Raw genomic sequence first — 20,075 nt, 5'->3', positions numbered from 1 at the left:
TCTGAAATCTTTTAAGCATCTAACTCTCCAGCGATAACATTTAAACTTGATAATATTACAATGGCATCTGATAGCATTGCTCCTTTAATCATTTCAGGAAACGCTTGGTAATATATAAAACAAGGTCTTCTGAAGTGTAATCTGTATGGAGTTCTACTTCCGTCGGTAACTAGATAAAAACCTAATTCACCATTTCCACCTTCAACGGGATGGTATATTTCTGCAACTGGTACAGGAACTTCTCCCATAACAATTTTAAAGTGATATATTAGAGATTCCATGTTGGTGTATACATCTTCTTTTGGAGGAAGGTAGTAATCTGGGACTTCGGCATGGTATACATTTCCTTCTGGCATTTTTTCTAATGCTTGACGGATGATGCTTAAACTTTCCCAAACTTCAGCATTACGAACGCAGAAACGATCGTATGTATCTCCTGATTTTCCAACTGGAACTATAAAATCAAAATCTTCATAAGATGAATATGGTTGTGCTACACGCACATCATAATCAACACCTGTAGCACGTAAATTTGGACCTGTGAAACCGTAAGCCATTGCTTGTTCAGCAGATATAGCTCCAACATTTACAGTTCTGTCGATAAAAATTCTGTTTCTTTCGAATAAGTTTTCGAATTCTTTCCAAGCAACTGGAAATTCTTCTAAGAAGACATCTAGTTTTCTGAAAGCTTCTGGAGACCAATCTCTTTCAAAACCACCAATTCTTCCCATATTTGTGGTTAAACGGGCACCACAAATTTCTTCGTATATTTCATATACCTTTTCTCTAAATTGAAATACATAAAGGAAACCTGTATAGGCACCTGTATCTACACCAAGAATTGAATTACAGATAATATGATCCGTAATTCTAGCCAATTCCATAACGATTACTCTTAAGTATTGAACACGTTTAGGTACTTCAATATCTAAAAGCTTTTCTAGAGTCATCCACCATCCCATATTGTTGATAGGAGAGGAGCAATAGTTCATTCGGTCTGTAAGAGGTGTAATTTGATAAAATGGACGATTTTCGGCAATTTTTTCGAAAGCTCTGTGGATGTAACCAATAGTTGGCTCAGCATCGATAATTTTTTCACCGTCCATTAACAAGACATTTTGAAAAATACCGTGTGTAGCTGGGTGTGTTGGTCCAAGATTCAGAACAGAAAGTTCACTACCATCGTCGTTTAGTTTCTGTTCAATTATTTTAGCATAGCGATGCTCTGGTGATAATAATAGTTCTGACATTTATTTAATGTGAAAAATTATATGATTTTGTCTTAGCAATTTGTGATTGTTCTTCCAAAGAACCTATCGTCTTTATCTGTTCTTCCGCTGTCTTCCATAGGGAATTCTTTACGCATCGGAAATGATATCATCTCATCCATATTTAAAATACGTTTCAATTGTGGATGTCCAATGAAGTTTACACCGTAAAAATCATAGGTTTCTCTTTCCATCCAGTTTGAACTTAAGAAGATATTAGATATTGTTTTTATCTCTGGTTTTTCGCCATTGATAAAAGCTTTTATTTTAATTCTTTTGTTTTCATACCAGTTGTGCAAGTGGTATACTATTGCAAATTGGCGGTCAACTTCATTATCTGGGTAGTGTACACCACATAAATCAGTTAAAAATTGAAAACGCAATGTTGGGTCGTTTTTCAAAAAAAGGATTACAGCCGTTATTTTATCAGAAGCAACTTCTAATGAAAAAATGTCTCTATCTTGATTGAAATTGAATACATCTTCTCCAAATGTTTCAATTAATTTATCTTGAATTTCTATTGTCTCTAAAGCCATTTTATTTATTGAATGTTATATGAAGCCAATAATTCTTGGTATTCAGGAGAGCTACGTCTTCTTACAGACTCGCTCTTTACTAATTCTTGTAGTTTTAATACGCCATCAAGGATCTGTTCTGGTCTAGGTGGGCAACCAGGAACGTAAACATCTACTGGTATTATTTTGTCAATTCCTTGAAGAACTGAATACGTGTCAAAAATACCCCCTGAAGATGCACAAGCACCTACAGCAATAACCCAACGTGGTTCAGCCATTTGTTCGTAAACTTCACGTAAAATAGGTCCCATCTTTTTAGAAATTGTTCCCATTACTAATAACATATCAGCTTGGCGAGGAGAAAAACTCACACGCTCAGAACCAAATCGTGCTATGTCATAATGTGAAGCCATTGTAGCCATGAACTCGATACCACAACAAGAAGTTGCAAATGGTAAAGGCCATAATGAATTGGCTCTTGCTAAACCTACAACATCGTTAAGTTTTGTAGCAAAAAAACCTTCTCCTGTGACTCCTTCTGGCGGGGTTGCCATGTTTATCTTTGAATCGCTCATTTTTTATTATAGATTTCTGATTTCTGTTTTTAGATTTTTGAAATCGTAAAAATTGAAATCAATTTTTTTAAATCAATTGTATTAATTTGAGGCGTTTAAATCTTAATTGTAAAATTTAAAGTCTCTTTTTATTCCCACTCTAGTGCTTTCTTCTTGATGATGTAGAAAAAACCTACCAAAAGAAGCGACATGAACACTAGCATTTTCAGCATTCCCTCAATACCTAGTTCTTTAAAGTTTGCTGCCCATGGGTAAAGAAAAATTACCTCAACGTCGAACAATACAAACAAAATAGCAACTAAAAAATATTTTACAGAAAATGGAATACGAGCATTACCAATAGATTCAACACCACATTCGAAGTTTTTGTCTTTAATTGCGGAATTTCTTTTTGGACCTAATTTTCCAGAAATAATGATGGTTCCTACAACAAAACCAACAGCCAAAATAAGCTGCATTAAAATTGGAATATAATTTACTTGATCTGAATGCATAATTTAAGGGTTTTTTTGCTTAAAAATAAGTCACAAAGATAGCTTTCAAGTATGTAAATCACAAGTTAAAAAATGATTTAAGTAGGTTTTGAAATGTAGTAATAGTGTAATTTTTATTGATTATAAATAAGATTTCAAATTTTATGATTTTTTTAAGAAATAGAGGTAAAAAAAAAGCGTTTCGAAATTAATCGAAACGCTTTTAAGCATTCGGTGGCAAAAAAAATAAATTGCTATATTTTTATGCTTAGATTACTGCAACTTTAGCAGCAACTTTACCTTTTCTTCCTTCTTCTTCTTCGTAGCTAACTCTGTCACCTTCGCGTAATTCTTCCGCGTTGATTCCTGATGCATGAACGAAAATGTCTTTTCCTGTTTCTTCGTCTGTAATGAACCCGTAACCTTTAGACTCATTGAAAAATTTAACTGTACCTGTACGCATTGTAATAGTAATAATAATTTATAATGAGGCAAATGTAAGATATAAAATAATACAAAAGGCAACAAACTGTTAATTTTTTATAAAAAATATTGATTTACAGTGTATTCGCTCGTTATATTGCGTCAATTTTGATGTGTAATTCCTTTAATTGTAAAGCATCTATTGCAGCAGGAGCATCAATCATTACATCACGACCCGAATTGTTTTTAGGGAATGCGATAAAATCTCTAATTGTCTCTTGTCCACCTAGTATGGCTACTAATCTGTCTAATCCGAAAGCCAATCCTCCGTGTGGTGGAGCCCCAAATTGGAATGCATCCATCAAAAATCCGAATTGTGCTTTTGCCTCATCTTCAGTAAATCCAAGGTATTTGAACATTAATTGTTGTGTTGCTTTATCGTGAATACGAATAGACCCTCCACCAATTTCATTACCGTTTAGGACCATATCGTAAGCATTAGCACGAACTTTTCCAGGTTCAGTTTCTAATAACTGCATGTCTTCTGGTTTAGGCGATGTAAATGGGTGGTGCATTGCATGGTAACGACCCGTTTCTTCGTCTAATTCTAATAAAGGAAAATCAACTACCCATAGCGGTGCAAATTCTTCTGGTTTACGCAATCCTAAACGAGTTGCTAATTCCATACGTAAAGCACTTAATTGACCACGTGTTTTATTAGCTGGTCCCGAAAGTACAAAAATCATATCGCCAGGTTTAGCTCCTGTAGCTTTTGCCCAATTAGTTAAGTCTTCTTGGTCATAGAATTTATCTACAGATGATTTGTAAGTTCCGTCGTCATTGCATTTAGCATACACCATTCCTGATGCTCCTACTTGTGGACGCTTTACCCAGTCAATTAATCCGTCAATTTCTTTACGAGTATAATTTCCTGCTCCAGGAACTGCAATACCAACCACTAATTCGGCAGCATTAAATACTGGGAACTCTTTATGTTGTGCAAATTCGTTTAATTCTCCAAACTCCATTCCGAAACGAATGTCCGGTTTGTCATTTCCGTATGTTTTCATAGCATAGTCGTAAGTAATTCTTGGGAATTTATCTACTTCAATGCCTTTTATTTCTTTAAGTAAATGTCTTGTCAATCCTTCAAAAACATTTAAAATGTCTTCTTGTTCTACGAATGCCATTTCGCAATCGATTTGTGTAAACTCTGGCTGACGGTCTGCACGTAAATCTTCGTCACGGAAACATTTTACAATCTGGAAGTATTTATCCATTCCACCCACCATCAATAATTGCTTAAAAGTTTGTGGTGATTGTGGTAAAGCATAGAATTGTCCTTCATTCATACGGCTTGGTACAACGAAATCTCTTGCTCCTTCTGGAGTTGATTTTATTAGGTATGGAGTCTCAACTTCGCAAAAATCCAAATCAGATAAATATTTACGAACTTCCATTGCCACTTTATGACGGAAAAGCAAACTGTTTTTTACTGGATTACGACGAATATCAAGGTAACGATATTTCATTCTGATATCTTCTCCACCATCAGTTTCATCTTCTATTGTAAAAGGAGGCGTTAATGCAGCGTTTAAGATCGTTAATTCGGTAACAAGAATTTCTATGTCACCTGTAATCATATTTTTGTTTTTGTTCTTGTCCTCACGTTCAATAACAATCCCTTTAACTTGAATAACAAATTCTCTTCCCAGTGTTTTTGCTGCTTCAAAAACGGTTTTATCAGTACGACTTTCGTCAAAAATAAGTTGTGTGATTCCATAACGGTCGCGTAAATCAACCCAATTCATAAATCCCTTATCACGCGATTTCTGAACCCAGCCCGCTAGTGTAACTTCTGTATTAATGTGTGAGGCGTTTAATTCGCCACAATTATGACTTCTATACATGATCCAAATTTTAGATTGCAAAAGTAAACACAAAAATTAAATAAGTCTAGTTTTCTAATGTTTAATGCTGTTCTTCTTAATTATTTTTTATTTTGGTTTATTTAAATGTTTATTTTTACTTCAACTAAACAAATTATATATATGAAAAAATTAACCTTTTTGCTGTTGTTTTCAGTTGGTGTAACTTTTGCACAGGGCAACGCAAGCAAAATTAAATTCACTGCTAAAATCAATAATAGAAATAGCGATACTCTTGTAATTAGAGGCGCTAATAATTTCAAGCAAGTGATTCCAATTGATAAAAAAGAAACTTTTGTTGCAACATTTGATGCGCCAAAAGGATTTTACCAATTTACAGATGGGACTGAGGCATCTAGTCTTTACTTAAAACCAGGATCTGACATTAACTTAACAATGGATGCTAAGCAGTTTGATGAGACAATTGTTTACAAAGGAAAAGGTAGTAATGAAAGTAATTTTTTAGCTCAGATGGCATTAAGAGATGAAAAATTTGAAGAAGAAGCTTTTGCTAAAGAAGCTGTTGAGTTTGCGAACCTTTTGGGAGCAAAGATAAAAACCGATGCAGAAAATATTGAAAAAGGTGATTTTGATCCTGAATTTAAAGAGTCAGTAAAAAAATCATTGGAAAAGTCTAAATTTTATGCTGAAAAAACATATGAGAGTACGGCTAAAATGAAAAAATTAAATGGTACTGCTTCTCCAAATTTTGATTTTGAAAACTATAAAGGAGGTAAAACCAAGCTTTCTGACTTAATAGGGAAATATGTTTATATCGACCTTTGGGCAACTTGGTGCGCACCTTGTAGAGCCGAAATTCCTTTCTTGCAAAAAACAGAAGAAAAGTATCATGGTAAAAATATCGAATTTGTAAGTGTATCAATTGATAAACTTAAAGATTACGAAAAATGGAAAAAGTTTGTAAGTGATAAAAACTTAGGAGGAGTTCAACTATTCGCTGACAAGGATTGGGAATCTGATTTTGTAGTTAGTTATGGGGTAACAGGAATTCCTAGATTTATCCTGATTGATCCAGCAGGAAATATTGTTAGTGCCGATGCTCCGAGACCTTCGTCGCCAGATTTACATGTTACTCTTGATAAATTATTGAATTAAAAATCGTATTAATTTGTAATGTATTGATACATTGAATGGTATTGATTTTAGACACACTTTCAATTTCCAATGTTAAGCTTTTCTTCAATGTTACCAAATTGTTAAGTAAAAGTTTTTTTAATGTAAAGTATTAGTTATATTTGTTTATAGATTTTAAAACATTAATAACTAAAGATATGAAAAAGTGTGTGATTTTAGTTGCAATATTGTTCTCTGGAATTTTAGTTGCACAAGAAACTAAACCAGTTTTAGAAGCTGTTGGACATAAAGTAAAAGCTACTTACTATTATGACAATGGTAAAGTTCAACAAGAAGGTTTTTTTAAAGACGGTAAATTAGATGGTGTCTGGGTTGCATTTGATGAAAATGGAAATAAAAAATCTACAGGGTTATATGCGAATGGAGAAAAAACAGGTAAATGGTTTTTCTGGAATGGATCGAATCTTAGTGAGGTAGATTATTCTGACAGTCGTGTGGCTTCTGTGAAAAACTGGAAACAAGATGCACTTGCAAACAGAAACTAAGACTAATTATAAAACCAAAAAAGGTTGTTCACATGTGAGCAACCTTTTTTTTGTGCTTATTTTTTTGAAGATTTACCTTTTTTATTTCTTCCATACCAAATCATAAATCCTGTTACAGGTAAGCTTGCGGCTATTAGACTAGCTATAAAAGCAATTATCTTTCCTGGCAAATCTAGAATTTGTCCCGTATGAATTCCATAATTCATTTCAACAACTTGTAAGCCTAAACTCTTTTCTTCAAAAGGATCGCTCTGAATTAATTCGCCATCATAGGGATGAAAGTAATAATTGCTTTGATGGTCGTATCGTAACGAATGAGGGTATGCACCTGTATTTATAGCATCTCCTTTTTGTTGTGGAGTTGTTACATAAAACATTTCGGATTTAGGGTTTTTTATCATGGTCTGTACCAAAGCACGATCTATTGCTGCAGTTGTATTGTAATCAAACTTTGTGGGGTCTACTATTGGAGCTTTTGTTTCTAGAGCCTTATCACCGCCAAAGTTGAAGGTTTTGTATATTCCATCGCCAACCCATTCGTAAGTAAAGGTTAAACCAGTTATGGCAATTATTGCAATGATTATTGAGATGTAAAACCCAGAAGTTTTATGCCAGTCATAATTCACACGACGCCATTTGGCCGACCATTTTACACTTAAGCTGCGTTTAATGTCGCTTTTGCGCTTAGGCCACCATTGTATGATTCCTGTGATTAAAAGAAGTATAAAAATAATAGTTGCACCACCGATGATATGCTTACCTATATAATCGGGTAGAAGCAAATACAAATGGATGTGTTCGACAATGAGAAAAAAGTCAGTTTCGGGATTTTCTGTTTTTAGATATTCTCCGGTATAGGGATTAAAATAAAGATATAAGTTATCAGTGTCGGAATAAGTATAGACAATAGCAGAACGGTTTTTTCCGTAAAAGGAAATCATACTCGATTTATTGTTCGGAAGAATTTCTTTAGCTTTTTGTTGTAAAACAGAAGGTAGTATGAATGGTTTGTCTTGAGGTTCTACTAAGCGCCATTCTTTGCGGGTAATATCTTTTATCTCATCGTGGAAACAAAAAATGCAACCTGTAATGCTTATTATAAACACAATAAGCCCGGAAGTTAACCCGAGCCATTTGTGTATAAATCGTATTTGTTTTTTTAAACCCATATGTTAATTTGCAGTATGATAGCGTTCTATCTTTATTTAGAATTGTTGCAAGAGGCAAAATTAGATTCTAAATGTCTAACCCACAAATTATGTCCATTTATTTTAGATGGATTTATGATATTGCTTGTTTCTCTTTTTTGTTTAAATGAAATGAGATATATAATGTAATTGAAGCAAGAATGATCCAAAATACATCAATAAAGAATATCTGGATTTGATTTTGCGTAAATGTTTTCCAGAACCAATTGCCTGTGCAAATTCCGTTAGCAACAGGAATAAGAAACCCTAAAATACTTCCGGAAAGCAGACTGAATTTATTTGTAAATGCATTGTCTTTTTTTAGGATAAAAAACACTGTCAATACTAACCAACCTATAAAGTAGACACTATAGATGTTTGATTGTCCTAAAGGATGAAATACCTTGGTAGCTATAAATGCCAATGCGGTTATAGGGTACATGCTTAAACAAATTGCTAGATAGATGCGTACAACAGTTTCGTTAAAACGACGCTTTTTTTCGGGCATATTTTTCTTATCTCTGGCTACTAGCCAAATCATAACTCCTGATATTATTACAAAACAAGTAATTATGCCAAGTACAAAACTTACTATTTTGAGAGCATATCCTCCATAATCTCCAAAATGTATTCGGTACAAAACATTTTTTACTCCATCGAGATAAGTGGTTTCTGTAATTGGGTCTTTTTTTGCAACGATGCTACCATTGGCAACTTTATAAATTACTTTACCGATTCCAGTGAATTTTTTGTCATACTTCATTTCGCCTTCTACCAAAACATGCATATTGGTATCACCGTAATTTTGAATATAAACACGAGTAATCTCAAAATCATTCCAATTGCTTTTTGTTTTAGCTACTAATTTGTCAATGCTAAATGGATTGGCTAATTTTTTATTATCAAACTTATATTCGGGATCATTATATTCTAGATCCTTGTACAATTTATCCTGATCACCTTTATAAAGTGCCATCACACTTGGTGCAACAATCAACAGTTTAATCATGAAGAATGCTCCTGTAACGGCATATACAAACTGAAAAGGCAGGCCAATCATTCCTAATGAGGTATGAGCATCAGTCCACAATGTTTTTAGTTTTTCTTTTGGTCTAAAAATATAAAAGTTGGAAACTATTTTATTCCAATGTAATAGAATACCTGTTACGATTGCAAATAGAAAAAACAATGCTACAAATCCTGAAAGATAATATCCTATAGGATAACGAACTTGGGCTAGGAAATGGAGTCTGTATAAAAACTCACCTAAGGAATAGGAGTTTTCATAGGTGTGGGTTTTGAAGTTTTTAGTGTCTAAATAAAAAAAAGAGCCTTCTTTTAATTTGGCTACTGCCAAAGAATCTTTGGTTCCCTCAAGGTAAATATTTACTCTTCTTTCTGCACTTGTTTTAGATATAGAAATATTTCTACCGTGTAAAGTATATTCCTTATCTAAATTGTTTAGTGCTTTATCGTAATCTAGTTGAATATTCTTTGTTATTGCTACAGATTCACTTCGTTCCCAATTGATGATTTCATCTCTAAAAAACGAAAAAGATCCAGCAAAGAAAATGACAAATAACACAACACTTATTACGATACCACTTACGGTATGTGTATGAAAATAGATATTATAGTTCCTGTTATTCATAAATTATCCAGTAATAGGGTTATAGATTTGGCCAAGATATATAATGCTACAAAAAATCAAGGTCAGTAATAAATAAATACCCCAGATTTTCCATCCACTTTTTGCCAAGAAAGCAACAATCATCAAAACAACCCAAAGTATGAATCCGCTAAAAGCCATTGTTATGATCACGTTGACATGGCTAATCCATGAAGCTAACGCAAGATGAAAACTTACTGATACTAAATAACCACCAAGTATAGCGGCTGTTATTTTGGCAATACGCTGCCATATGGATTGGGTTAAATATTTTGGGTTTGCAGGCATGTTTTTTGGATTAACAAAAAGTTGGTTTAGTAATAGTAAAATTCTAATAGTCCAGATAGTGCAAATAGAATAATTACGCCTTTGAGATTAATGACTTTTAATGGAGTCAATAGGATAACCAAGCTACTAATTGTCATTAACTGAATAAAAAAGAATAAAGTTGCTGAGCCCAAAGAGGCGGTAAGCAACCATAATAAATAGGCAAAAAGAAGTAAACATAGGCCTGTGATTTTTGTTTGTCTTGGATTTCTTTGCATCCATTTTTGAAAACTAAAATCATAAGATAGTACTGCTCTTTTAGATGTGTAGTATAAAGTATAAAATGAAATAAAAACAAAAAGGCTGGCTATGGTTATCATAATTATATAATTAAAAAGAGCATCTCTCTAATGTAATATTAGAAAGATGCCTTGTTTTTTATTAGAATCTATATGAGAAACTTGCTGCAAAAGTTCTAGGATCTTTTGGATGAATGGTTGACCAACCATCGTAAATTTCTTCGTTTGTAATGTTATTTAATTTTAGTGTTACGGTAAATTTCTCCGCAGTATAAAATATAGATGAGTTGATTACTGTGTATTCAGGAATTGTGAATGTTCCTGCTGTAGCTCTGTTCATGATTTTATTATCTCCAACATAATTACCTCCAAAACCAACTCCAAGACCTCTTAAGAATCCTTGAGAAAATTTATAAGTAGCCCAAAGGTTTGCTAAGTTTTGTGGCCCAGCACTTTCTGGTCTAAAGCCTACGAAATCAGGATCACCTGCAGTTAAAACAGCATCATTGTAGCTATAGCCTAAAAGGATGTTTAAACCTCTAATTGGGTTTGCAATAAGTTCTGCTTCAAAACCTTTATTACGTTGCCCGCCGTCTTGATGTGAAACTTGATTATTAGGAAGTACAGCACTTGGGTCAGTTGGGTCCACATATGGCGTTTCTATTACATAAACTTTATCTGTAACTTTTATGTCATAGTAGCTTAAAGTAGCATATAGCTTATCTTTAAAAAGATTCAATTTAGTTCCTACTTCAAATTGATTAGCATGTTCTGGATTAAATGTTAAAGGAGTAACAATACCTGCATTACGATTTTGTCCTGGCGCTACATTAGAAAATCCATCCATATAATTAGCAAAAACAGAAACCTTGTCTATAATTGGCTGGTAAACGATACCGAATTTAGGTGAAAATGAAGTTTGATTGTAGTTGTCGTCTTTAGTAGTAACATCACCACCATTTACAAAACGGTCAGCTCGTAAACTTACCATAGCTGATAGAGCAGGAGTGAAGTTAATGACGTCAGAGAAATAAGCACTGTAAACTTCTTGTCTTGTTTTGTTATTATTTCTTGGAGTATTTGCTATAATTGCATCAGATCCTGCTTTTGTTAAGTCACCAGTGTCTCCATTTGTAGGGCGACCAATAACGTTATTGAAAGATTGTAAGTCATCTCCAATATATACTGAACCATTGCCGAACCAACCTGAGTTATGATCTGTTGCAGTTCTATTGAAATAATCAAAACCTACTACAAGTCTGTTTCTTAATTTTCCAATTTTAAAATCACCAATAAAATTCTGTTGAATGTCAGTAGAGATATCTCTGGCATCTTGATCCGTAAAAGATCTATCAAGAACAATTCCTTCTTTAATTGTTTCATAAGCTTTTCTGCTTGTTGATTCATACAAATAAGTATAGTTTCCTATTGATTTTGCAGAACTCGTTGAAAAAATTGTCTGTGATGTCCATTGATCAGAAATCTTATAATTCATTTGCCCTTGTAAGTTATACGAAGGCGTTTTCATTGTAAGTTCGTTACTTGTATATGAACGTTTGTTATCATATTTTAATTCAGCAATGTTGTGAACTCTTAATGGACTTGTTCTATCTAAGAATAACATGGTCGGATTAGTACTTTCGCTGGTCATAAACTCAGTGTTTACTAAAAACGATAATCTATCATTTACCTCATATGATAATGAAGGTGCAATAAAAAAGGATTCTCTAAAACCAGCATCTTGAAAACTATTTTGTTTGTTATAAGCTGAATTGATTCTAAAGTTTAATGTTTTTTTGTCATTTAATGGCGTGTTAAGATCTACTGTAGTACGATTAAGACCATAGCTGCCAACAGTATAATTTACTTCACCACCAAAAGTTCTGTAAGGTTTCTTAGTAGTTGTGTTGATTAGTCCTCCATATGAAATTAAACTGCTTCCGAATAATGTTCCTGAAGGCCCTTTAATTATTTCTATTCTATCAATATTTGACGGTTCCAAACTTCCGTTTGTTAAACCAGGTAATCCGTTAACCATTGTTGGTTGAACTGCAAATCCTCTCAAAGAATAATAACCAGCACCATCCCCAGCACGGCCTGTTGATGCCCATAATTGTGTGATTCCAGAAGCATTTTTTAGTGCGTCATCAAAAGTAGTTACAACTTGTTCTTTTAAAACTTCTCCGGTAATAGTTGTATACACTTGCGGATTTTCAAGATTTTTAAGTGGCAATCTTGATACTTGTTGGTTTTCTTTACGAGCATAATGATTTTTTTTACCACTATTGATAACTACTTCGCTTAGCTCTTCTGAACTTGAACTAATGGTGAAGTTTTCCATTAATTCGTCACCACTGTTAATTGTTATTTTCTTTTCTTTTGTAGTTTGTCCGATTACCGATACTTTTATGATATAGGTTCCAGGTTTAATGTTCTTTAGGATATATTTCCCTTCAGCATCTGTTACTGTTCCTACTCTGGTTCCTTTTAGAACTACCGAAACATTGTCGGCACTACTATTGTCAGTTAAAATAACCTGCCCTTTAATAGTTGCTTTTTGCTGTGCCCAAGTCGTAGTACTTAGTAACATAACAAAACAGAAACTCAAAAAAGATATTGAAAGTTTGGATTTCATAATTATTTAGAATTGTTTTTAATAATGCAAATTTAGTTGTTGAATAAAAACCAACCAAATTATTTTTATCTATTCTAAATAAAATTTAAAACAAGGATTCAATTTATTTCATTGTTAGTTTTTTAACATAAAATAGTTTTATTTGTTAAAAAGGAATAAAAAAACCTGTTCAGCTAGCTGAACAGGTTTTTTAGATTTAAAATTATTTTGTAAGTTAAAGAGTATGCTTTGGATTGAATCCGTCTTCACTTAGTTCTGTATGTACATAATCAGCAACCATTTCTGCCTCATAATCAATCTTTTCGTCTTTAGAGAATCTATGAATAATTTTTTCCATGATCTCGTAGATAACAGGAACAATAATTAAAGTTAGGAATAATGAAGAAATTAATCCTCCTATAATTACCCATGCCAAACCATTTTTCCATTCAGCTCCAGCTCCAGATGCCAATGCAATTGGGAACATTCCAAATACCATCGCAATTGTTGTCATTAAGATCGGACGCAAACGAGCGTGATTTGCCTGAATTAATGCTGTTCTGATTGATTCCCCAGCAGCTCTTCGCTGATTGGTGTAGTCAACAAGCATAATTGCGTTCTTACACACCAGACCAATTAACATAATAATCCCCAGAATCGTAAAGATATTTAATGAGTTATTAGTTAAGGCCAAAGCCAGCATTGCACCAATAAACGAAAGCGGAACGGCAAACAATACCACAAACGGGTGAACGAAACTATCATAAAGTCCAACCATTACAAGGTAAACTAAAATAATAGCGGCTAATAAAGCAATTCCTAATGTTCCAAAACCTTCACTTTGGTTTTCCTGATCACCTCCCCAAATGTAATTTACTCCAGCAGGTTTTTTCAGTTTATCAAGCTTTGCTTGCCATTGTGTTACAATGGTTCCAGATGCCACCCCAACGTTTTGTCCTTTTACAGTTACCGAAGCTGACTTATCTCTTCGTTCTAATTGGCTAGGTCCCGAACCTTCAGTAATTGTAGCAAACTGTGATAGTTTTATTTGTTGGCCAGCGGCATTAATGAAAATTAGGTTACTAACATCAGTGATACTTTTTCTATCGAATTCATTGTATCGGATGTTGATATCGTACTCGTATTCACCAGCTCTATATTTACCATCTGTGTTTCCGCTAAAAGCAGTTTGCATGGTTAAACCAACTGTTTGAAGAGTCAATCCTAATGCAGCCATTTTATCACGATCAACTTTAACGTTAATTTCAGGGTTCCCATCCTCAACTGTTAATTTAATCTCAGTTGTTCCAGGAATTGTACGTAATTCTGCTTCGGCTAATTTTGCAAAAGCCATGGCGCTTTCTGTAGAAGGTCCTGTTACAATTAATCCTAAAGTAGCATCTTCGGCAGTTCCCAAAATACCTACTGGAACTGTTTTTACTTTGGCTCCAACTAATACTTTTTCAAGTTTACGTTTGATTTTTGCTGCATAAACTGAGGCGTCATCAGTACGATCTTTTTGATCAATCATTTTTACGTTAATCTCTGCTTTGTAAGCCGTAGCTTGAGATGCTCCAAAACCTTCACTAGTTTGTCCTACTGTTGTAATCTGACTGTGAACATATTTCTCATTTTTTAAGTAAGCTTCTGCCTTTTGGGTCATAAAGTTAGTTTGCTCCAATGAAGCATCTTTTGGCATTTCGATTTGCACTAAAAACTCACCACTATCTGATGCTGCGAAAAATTCGGTACCAATAAAACCACCCTTGCCTAATCCTACAGTCGACGCAAAAAATAATATTAAAACTATTGTAATGGTTTTAATATAATGGTCCAAACACCAGTTTAACAAATTAGATATCCAGTTTGTAAAACGAGTTAAATAACTTTCAAAGCCTAAAATAACTCTTCCAAATAAATTCTTTCCTTCAATATGTTCTAGTTTTCCATAACGAGATGATAACCAAGGTATAATTGTGAAAGAAGCTAAAAGTGAGAATAAGGTTGAAATAATTACAGTAACACAAAATTGTGTAATGATATTAGAAACCAAACCAGAACTCATTGCAATAGGCAAGAATACCACCACAATTACTAATGTAATCGAAGTTACTGTTCCACCAATTTCTGCTGTTCCATCATAAGATGCACGGATTCGGCTTTTACCCATTTCCATATGTCGATAAATGTTCTCTAGAACCACAATCGCATCATCGACAAGAATACCTACAACAAGAGATAATCCTAATAAACTCATTAAGTTTAGTGTGTATCCCATAAAGTAAATACCAATAAACGTAGAAATTAAAGATGCAGGAATTGCAACCATTACAATCAATGAGTTTCTGATACTGTGCAAGAAGAACAACATTACTAATGCAACCAGAACTACTGCAATTAATAAATCATGAACTACAGAGTCAGCAGCTTCAAGTGTAAAAACAGTACTGTCTTTTGCAACTTCTAGTTTTAGCTGATTTTCTTTATAGTCATTTTCAAGAACAGTAATTGTTTTTAATAATTGCTCACTTACAGCAACTGCATTTGCATCTGATTGTTTGATAATTTGTAAAATAATCGCACTTTTTTGATCAACGCGAGATATTTTTTCTGCAACTTTTTGAGTATCCTGAACATCAGCAATATCACTTAAACGAACTTGAATTCCGTTTTGAGATGATACCACTAAGTTTCTTAATTCATCAACACTTTTATATTTACCCGCTAAACGAATTAATATTTTTTGTTCACGAGTTTGAATGTTTCCTGTCGGGAAATCTAAATTCGAAGTCAGAATGTTTTGTTGCACCTGAGGAATCGAAAGTCCGTAACCTTGCATTTTTAATGCATCAAGATTTACTTGAATTTCACGCTCTGATCCACCAATAATATTTACCTGAGCAACACCTTGTACACGAGATAATATAGGAGCAATTTTTTTATCAATTAAGTCATAAAATGCTGCTTCGTCCATTTTTCCGTTGGCACCAAGAGTCATAATTGGTAAATCACTCAACGAGAATTTTGTTAGCGCGGGTGTTTTAACGTCATCAGGTAAATCACTAATGATTGCATTGATTTTTCGTTGCGCATCATTCAGAGAAAAGTCAACTTTTGCGTTTGATGTCAGTGTGATTGAAACAATAGACAAACTTTCATACGACTTTGAGTCGATTTTTTTAACATTCTCTAAGGATGCAATCGCATCTTCAATTTTCTTTGTTACGGTATTTTCTACCTCACTAGGAGATGCTCCAGGGTAAACAGTAGAAATGGTAATAACGTTTTGTTCAAATTTTGGGATCAGCTCATAACCTAATTGGCTATAGCTGAATAATCCACCAAGTATCAAAATTGTAAACATTACAATTATCAACGACGGACGTTTTATGGATATTTCGGCTAATTTCATATGTTTTTTTTTATGCCTTAGGCTGTAAGTTGTAGACTTTATGCTTTTAAAATTGCGCTTAAAGTCTATTGCTTACGGCTTATAGCCTACAATTATTTAATAATTTCTACAGTATTTCCGTCTTGTAAGTTAATTTGACCTGTAGTAATTACGATTTCTCCATCAGTTAGTCCGTTTATAATTTCTACTTTATCACCTAAAATTCTTCCAGCTGTTACTTTTTTCAATTTTGCAATACCATTTTCAACTACAAATATTTGGTTACTGCTCACACTTCCTACAAATGCATTTCTAGGTACAACCATCAAGTTTTGGTTTTGTTGGTTTGATGCAAAATTTGCAGTTCCGTACATACCTGCTTTAAGGTCGTTATTTATATTATTTGTGATTTCGATTTCTACCGGGAAGTTTAAACTTTCATCAGCCTTTGCTGCAATAAAAGTGATTTTTCCAGAAAAGACTTTGTCAGGATACACACTAGCAGTTACTTTTATAGGATTTCCTAATTTTATACTTGTAACCTGATTTTCATTTACAGTTACAACTAGTTTTAATTTTGAAACATTTACGATGTCAAATAATGCAGTTGCAGGCATACCAGCTAGAATAGATCCTGGCTCAATATATTTTTTATTAATGAAACCGTTAATAGGGGCTTTTACTTTGGTATCTCCAACATTGATATTTGCTTGTTTTAGGTTTGCTTCAGCATTTGTTAATGCTAATTTTGCCTGATCTAATTGTTGTCTCGTAACTCCATCAGTTTTAAAAGCATTTTCATATCTCATGTAATCTGCTTTTGCATTTTGGTATGCAGCCTGTGCAGCTTGTGCATTTACATTAATTACATCACCTCTAACGGTTAATAACGTCTGACCTACTTTTACATAATCACCTTCTTTTGCTAAAACAGTAATTACTTTTCCTGATTTTTCAGCAGAGAAAGTTAGTTCTTGAATAGGTTGAAAGTTTCCGTTTGCAACAAAATCTAATGAAACTTCTTCTGTTTTTACAGTAGAAACTTTAACTGAAACGGCAGCATTCTTTTCAGCAACAATATCAGTTTTAGCTTTGTTCTCTTCTTTGTTCTTCGTTAAAATGAAGCCTATTAATGCTAATGCCCCGATTATGACTACTATTGTTATTATTATTGTTTTTTTCATTTGTTTAGTTATTTATAAGTGATTTTAGTTGGCCTTTTGATTTGATTACTTGAATTTCTGCTATTTTATATCCTAGCACTGCCGATGAATAATTATTTTCTGCTTCGATATAGGCATTTTCTACATCTAATAAATCATTTAATGAGGCCAATCCTTGTAGGTAATTGTTTTTTGTGTTTTGTAAAACTTGCTGTGCAAGCTCTCTGTTTTCTTTTTGATTATTAATAGTTATAAGGCTATTTTCCATCTGAATCATGGCATTGCTGTATGCAATGTCAAGCGAAAGCTTGGTGTCTTTTAGGTCTTCTTGTAAAGAACGAATAGCAACATCTGCCTGACGAACTTTGGCACGTGTACCAAAACCTGTAAAGATTGGTACTCTCAGATTTAATCCGATAGCCGAAAAATCAGACCAGTATACCCCAGATGATGGTTTTGCAAACCAAGGCATTTCTGGACCCTGGCCAATATAGTTGTATCCTGCACTTAGAGAAAGTGTTGGGTAATATTCGGCCTGTACTGCTTTTTTCTGAAAAACTAAAAGCTCTTCTTGTTTTTTCAGAAGCAAATATTGAGTTAGATTTTCAACATTTGGAGTTTCTGATAAAGCTTGAGGAGTAATTTCAAATTCGGAATTCGGAATTACAATTTGAGTTTCTACAGGCATTCCCATATAGAATTTCAAAGCATTTTCCTGTAATGCAACTTTGTTGATTACTTGTTGACGTTGTGTACTAATGTTAGAGAGTTTTACAATAATTCTATTTAGGTCAATTTTTTTTGCTAAACCATTATCATACTGTCCTTGAAGAATATTTTTTACTCGGGTAGTATTTACGTAATTAGTGTCTAATACAGTTAAGTTTAAACGTTGTACATATACATCGTAATAACTATTTGCTACTCTTTCGATTACATCTTCTTCAGTAAGTTGCTCGTTAATTTGATAAAACTCACGAGTACTTTTTGCGGCTCTTAAACCAGTAAATACAGCCTGATCAAATATGTTCTGAGTTAATGTGACTCCTGCAGTAGAGGTCCATTTTTGACCAAAAGCGGCTTGAATCGTAGTTCCTGGAGCTCCAAATCCCGCACCATCAATAACGGTAGTTTGTATTACTGGATTGTAAGTTAAATTTCCGTTTGCAGAAATTTGAGGCAATGCTCTTGAACGTACTTCCTGTATTTTATACTCACTATTTTCTACTTGCATTTTGGCTTTCTTAGAGTCCGATTTGTTTTGCAGAGCATAGTTGATAGCGTCTTTTAAGGTCAAAGTCTGTACACCTTGCTTGCTCAGATTGCTATTGTTTGTGTCTTGTGCATTTGCAGTTATTGCAAAGGTCAAGAGAAATAGAAACAGTATTCTTTTCATGGATTATGGATTGCTGATTGATTAATTGCTGATTTTTTGTATTTGCTTTTCGAGTTCTAGTATTCCTGCTGGAGTTGCCATGGCTCTAGTATGGTATTCTAAGGCTTCGAGTTCTGCCAGTTGCGCTTCTTTTTCAGAGCTTGTGTTTTCATTTATATGAAATATCAGTGTGTAATAAAATTTTACATATATATCGACATTGATGTCTGCACGATATAATTTTTGTGATATTCCATTAGCGATATTATCTCTAAAATATTGACTACATTGATCTATTTCATGTCGCATCAAATTAGTGTAAATTTCAGGATAGTGTTTTTTCAATTGGTATATTGGCGATGTATCAATTGAAGATTGAAATAAATTTTTAAAAGTTTGTCTAATCTCAAAATTTTCTTCAATTGCATTAAGTTTTTTAATAACTATTGAGTCAATTAATTCGTGAACTTGTTTATGAACAGCCGAAGTACTTTCTTGAATTAGAACCTCTTTATTGCAGAAATACTTATAAATAGTTTTTTTTGAGATGCACATTTCACCTGCAATATCATCCATAGTAACACTTTTAAAACCCAATCTTAAAAATAAGTCACTCGCTTTTGATATAATTTTTTCTTTCATTTCGTTTTTCTTAATCTATTTTTAAAACTTTAATTTAATGTAAATTTTAGATCGAAAATTCTAAATTAGCCACTAGTTTAATGTCTTGTCCAGTTGATAAACCACTGTTGTGATTAAATGAATTATAAGCTAACCCAAAATCTTTACGGTTGATGTCACCTGTAAGCTCAAAGGAAACTTTTTTGTTGCCATTATAGTAATCAGTTTCTACCAATTCTACATCGAGTTCAACAGTTTTTGTAACATCTTTTATCGTTAAATCTCCTTTTAAGAAGTTGATGTTTTTGTTTACTTTTTGAAAAGATGTCGACTTAAATCTTATCGTAGGGTATTTGTTTACATCAAAGAAATCATTTAGTTTCAGGTAAGTATTTATTTGTTCTAGTTTGGATTCTCTATTGTTTACATCCAATGAAAATTCTATTGTAGCATCCTCTATTTCATTGTTTTGTAAATCTACATGACCATTAAATGTATTAATAGACCCGTCTAAATAAGCAAGGATAGAATGTCTCATTTTAATTAAAACATCAGATTGAGCAGAATCAATTGTCCAGTGTGTTTTCATAAGTATTATTATTTATTAATAAATGTGATTTAACAAGTTTATTTGGAAATTGATCAGAGCCTCTACATGTTAAATTTC

General features: G+C 33.3%; 18 protein-coding genes. 2 read left to right on the top strand and 16 right to left on the bottom strand.

The window, feature by feature from the left end; genetic code table 11:
- Nucleotides 1-11 precede the first annotated feature (11 nt).
- From EAG11_RS16625 to aspS, 6 genes are all read right to left on the bottom strand, one after another.
- The gene (locus tag EAG11_RS16625; protein ID WP_129540141.1) at nucleotides 12-1,250 is read right to left on the bottom strand and encodes an NADH-quinone oxidoreductase subunit D; all 1,239 of its coding nucleotides are present in this window, start codon (nucleotides 1,248-1,250) and stop codon (nucleotides 12-14) included.
- A 32-nt stretch (nucleotides 1,251-1,282) separates the two neighbouring features.
- A complete protein-coding gene (locus tag EAG11_RS16620; protein WP_129540140.1) occupies nucleotides 1,283-1,804 on the bottom strand; it encodes an NADH-quinone oxidoreductase subunit C in 522 nt (173 codons plus the stop codon).
- Between the two features lie 5 nt (nucleotides 1,805-1,809).
- Nucleotides 1,810-2,358, bottom strand: coding sequence for an NADH-quinone oxidoreductase subunit B (locus tag EAG11_RS16615; RefSeq protein ID WP_129540139.1), 549 nt, complete (start codon nucleotides 2,356-2,358; stop codon nucleotides 1,810-1,812).
- Between the two features lie 128 nt (nucleotides 2,359-2,486).
- On the bottom strand, nucleotides 2,487-2,852 hold the full coding sequence (locus tag EAG11_RS16610) for an NADH-quinone oxidoreductase subunit A (RefSeq protein WP_129540138.1): 366 nt from the start codon (nucleotides 2,850-2,852) through the stop codon (nucleotides 2,487-2,489).
- Between the two features lie 247 nt (nucleotides 2,853-3,099).
- Nucleotides 3,100-3,294, bottom strand: coding sequence for a cold-shock protein (locus tag EAG11_RS16605; RefSeq protein ID WP_007137066.1), 195 nt, complete (start codon nucleotides 3,292-3,294; stop codon nucleotides 3,100-3,102).
- A gap of 112 nt (nucleotides 3,295-3,406) precedes the next feature.
- Nucleotides 3,407-5,164 (bottom strand): aspartate--tRNA ligase, encoded by a 1,758-nt coding sequence (gene aspS / locus EAG11_RS16600; RefSeq protein ID WP_129540137.1) that lies wholly within the window; start codon nucleotides 5,162-5,164, stop codon nucleotides 3,407-3,409.
- 141 nt (nucleotides 5,165-5,305) lie between these two features.
- On the opposite strand from aspS, the gene EAG11_RS16595 reads away from it, so the two are divergent.
- Both EAG11_RS16595 and EAG11_RS16590 read left to right on the top strand, forming a co-directional pair.
- Nucleotides 5,306-6,298: a TlpA disulfide reductase family protein gene (locus EAG11_RS16595; RefSeq protein WP_129540136.1), complete on the top strand. Its 993-nt coding sequence runs from the start codon at nucleotides 5,306-5,308 to the stop codon at nucleotides 6,296-6,298.
- Between the two features lie 176 nt (nucleotides 6,299-6,474).
- Complete coding sequence (locus EAG11_RS16590) at nucleotides 6,475-6,822, top strand: toxin-antitoxin system YwqK family antitoxin (protein WP_129540135.1); 348 nt, start codon at nucleotides 6,475-6,477, stop codon at nucleotides 6,820-6,822.
- A 56-nt stretch (nucleotides 6,823-6,878) separates the two neighbouring features.
- Here the strand turns inward: EAG11_RS16590 and EAG11_RS16585 are convergent, their stop codons facing one another.
- The 10 genes from EAG11_RS16585 to EAG11_RS16540 form a co-directional block, all read right to left on the bottom strand.
- The gene (locus tag EAG11_RS16585) at nucleotides 6,879-7,991 is read right to left on the bottom strand and encodes a PepSY domain-containing protein (RefSeq protein ID WP_129540134.1); all 1,113 of its coding nucleotides are present in this window, start codon (nucleotides 7,989-7,991) and stop codon (nucleotides 6,879-6,881) included.
- A 112-nt stretch (nucleotides 7,992-8,103) separates the two neighbouring features.
- The gene (locus EAG11_RS16580; RefSeq protein ID WP_129540133.1) at nucleotides 8,104-9,660 is read right to left on the bottom strand and encodes a PepSY domain-containing protein; all 1,557 of its coding nucleotides are present in this window, start codon (nucleotides 9,658-9,660) and stop codon (nucleotides 8,104-8,106) included.
- A gap of 3 nt (nucleotides 9,661-9,663) precedes the next feature.
- Complete coding sequence (locus EAG11_RS16575; RefSeq protein ID WP_129540132.1) at nucleotides 9,664-9,966, bottom strand: hypothetical protein; 303 nt, start codon at nucleotides 9,964-9,966, stop codon at nucleotides 9,664-9,666.
- Between the two features lie 26 nt (nucleotides 9,967-9,992).
- Nucleotides 9,993-10,325 (bottom strand): hypothetical protein, encoded by a 333-nt coding sequence (locus EAG11_RS16570; protein ID WP_129540131.1) that lies wholly within the window; start codon nucleotides 10,323-10,325, stop codon nucleotides 9,993-9,995.
- Between the two features lie 61 nt (nucleotides 10,326-10,386).
- A complete protein-coding gene (locus EAG11_RS16565; protein ID WP_129540130.1) occupies nucleotides 10,387-12,879 on the bottom strand; it encodes a TonB-dependent receptor in 2,493 nt (830 codons plus the stop codon).
- A 214-nt stretch (nucleotides 12,880-13,093) separates the two neighbouring features.
- Nucleotides 13,094-16,270: an efflux RND transporter permease subunit gene (locus EAG11_RS16560; protein WP_129540129.1), complete on the bottom strand. Its 3,177-nt coding sequence runs from the start codon at nucleotides 16,268-16,270 to the stop codon at nucleotides 13,094-13,096.
- Between the two features lie 92 nt (nucleotides 16,271-16,362).
- A complete protein-coding gene (locus EAG11_RS16555) occupies nucleotides 16,363-17,433 on the bottom strand; it encodes an efflux RND transporter periplasmic adaptor subunit (RefSeq protein ID WP_129540128.1) in 1,071 nt (356 codons plus the stop codon).
- A gap of 4 nt (nucleotides 17,434-17,437) precedes the next feature.
- A complete protein-coding gene (locus EAG11_RS16550) occupies nucleotides 17,438-18,808 on the bottom strand; it encodes a TolC family protein (RefSeq protein WP_129540127.1) in 1,371 nt (456 codons plus the stop codon).
- A 21-nt stretch (nucleotides 18,809-18,829) separates the two neighbouring features.
- Complete coding sequence (locus tag EAG11_RS16545) at nucleotides 18,830-19,429, bottom strand: TetR/AcrR family transcriptional regulator (RefSeq protein WP_129540126.1); 600 nt, start codon at nucleotides 19,427-19,429, stop codon at nucleotides 18,830-18,832.
- Between the two features lie 46 nt (nucleotides 19,430-19,475).
- On the bottom strand, nucleotides 19,476-19,997 hold the full coding sequence (locus EAG11_RS16540) for a YceI family protein (protein WP_129540125.1): 522 nt from the start codon (nucleotides 19,995-19,997) through the stop codon (nucleotides 19,476-19,478).
- Nucleotides 19,998-20,075 lie beyond the last annotated feature (78 nt).

Source organism: Flavobacterium sp. 140616W15, from assembly GCF_003668995.1.
Taxonomy (GTDB): domain Bacteria; phylum Bacteroidota; class Bacteroidia; order Flavobacteriales; family Flavobacteriaceae; genus Flavobacterium.
This window is presented reverse-complemented; position numbering and strand designations above follow the sequence as displayed.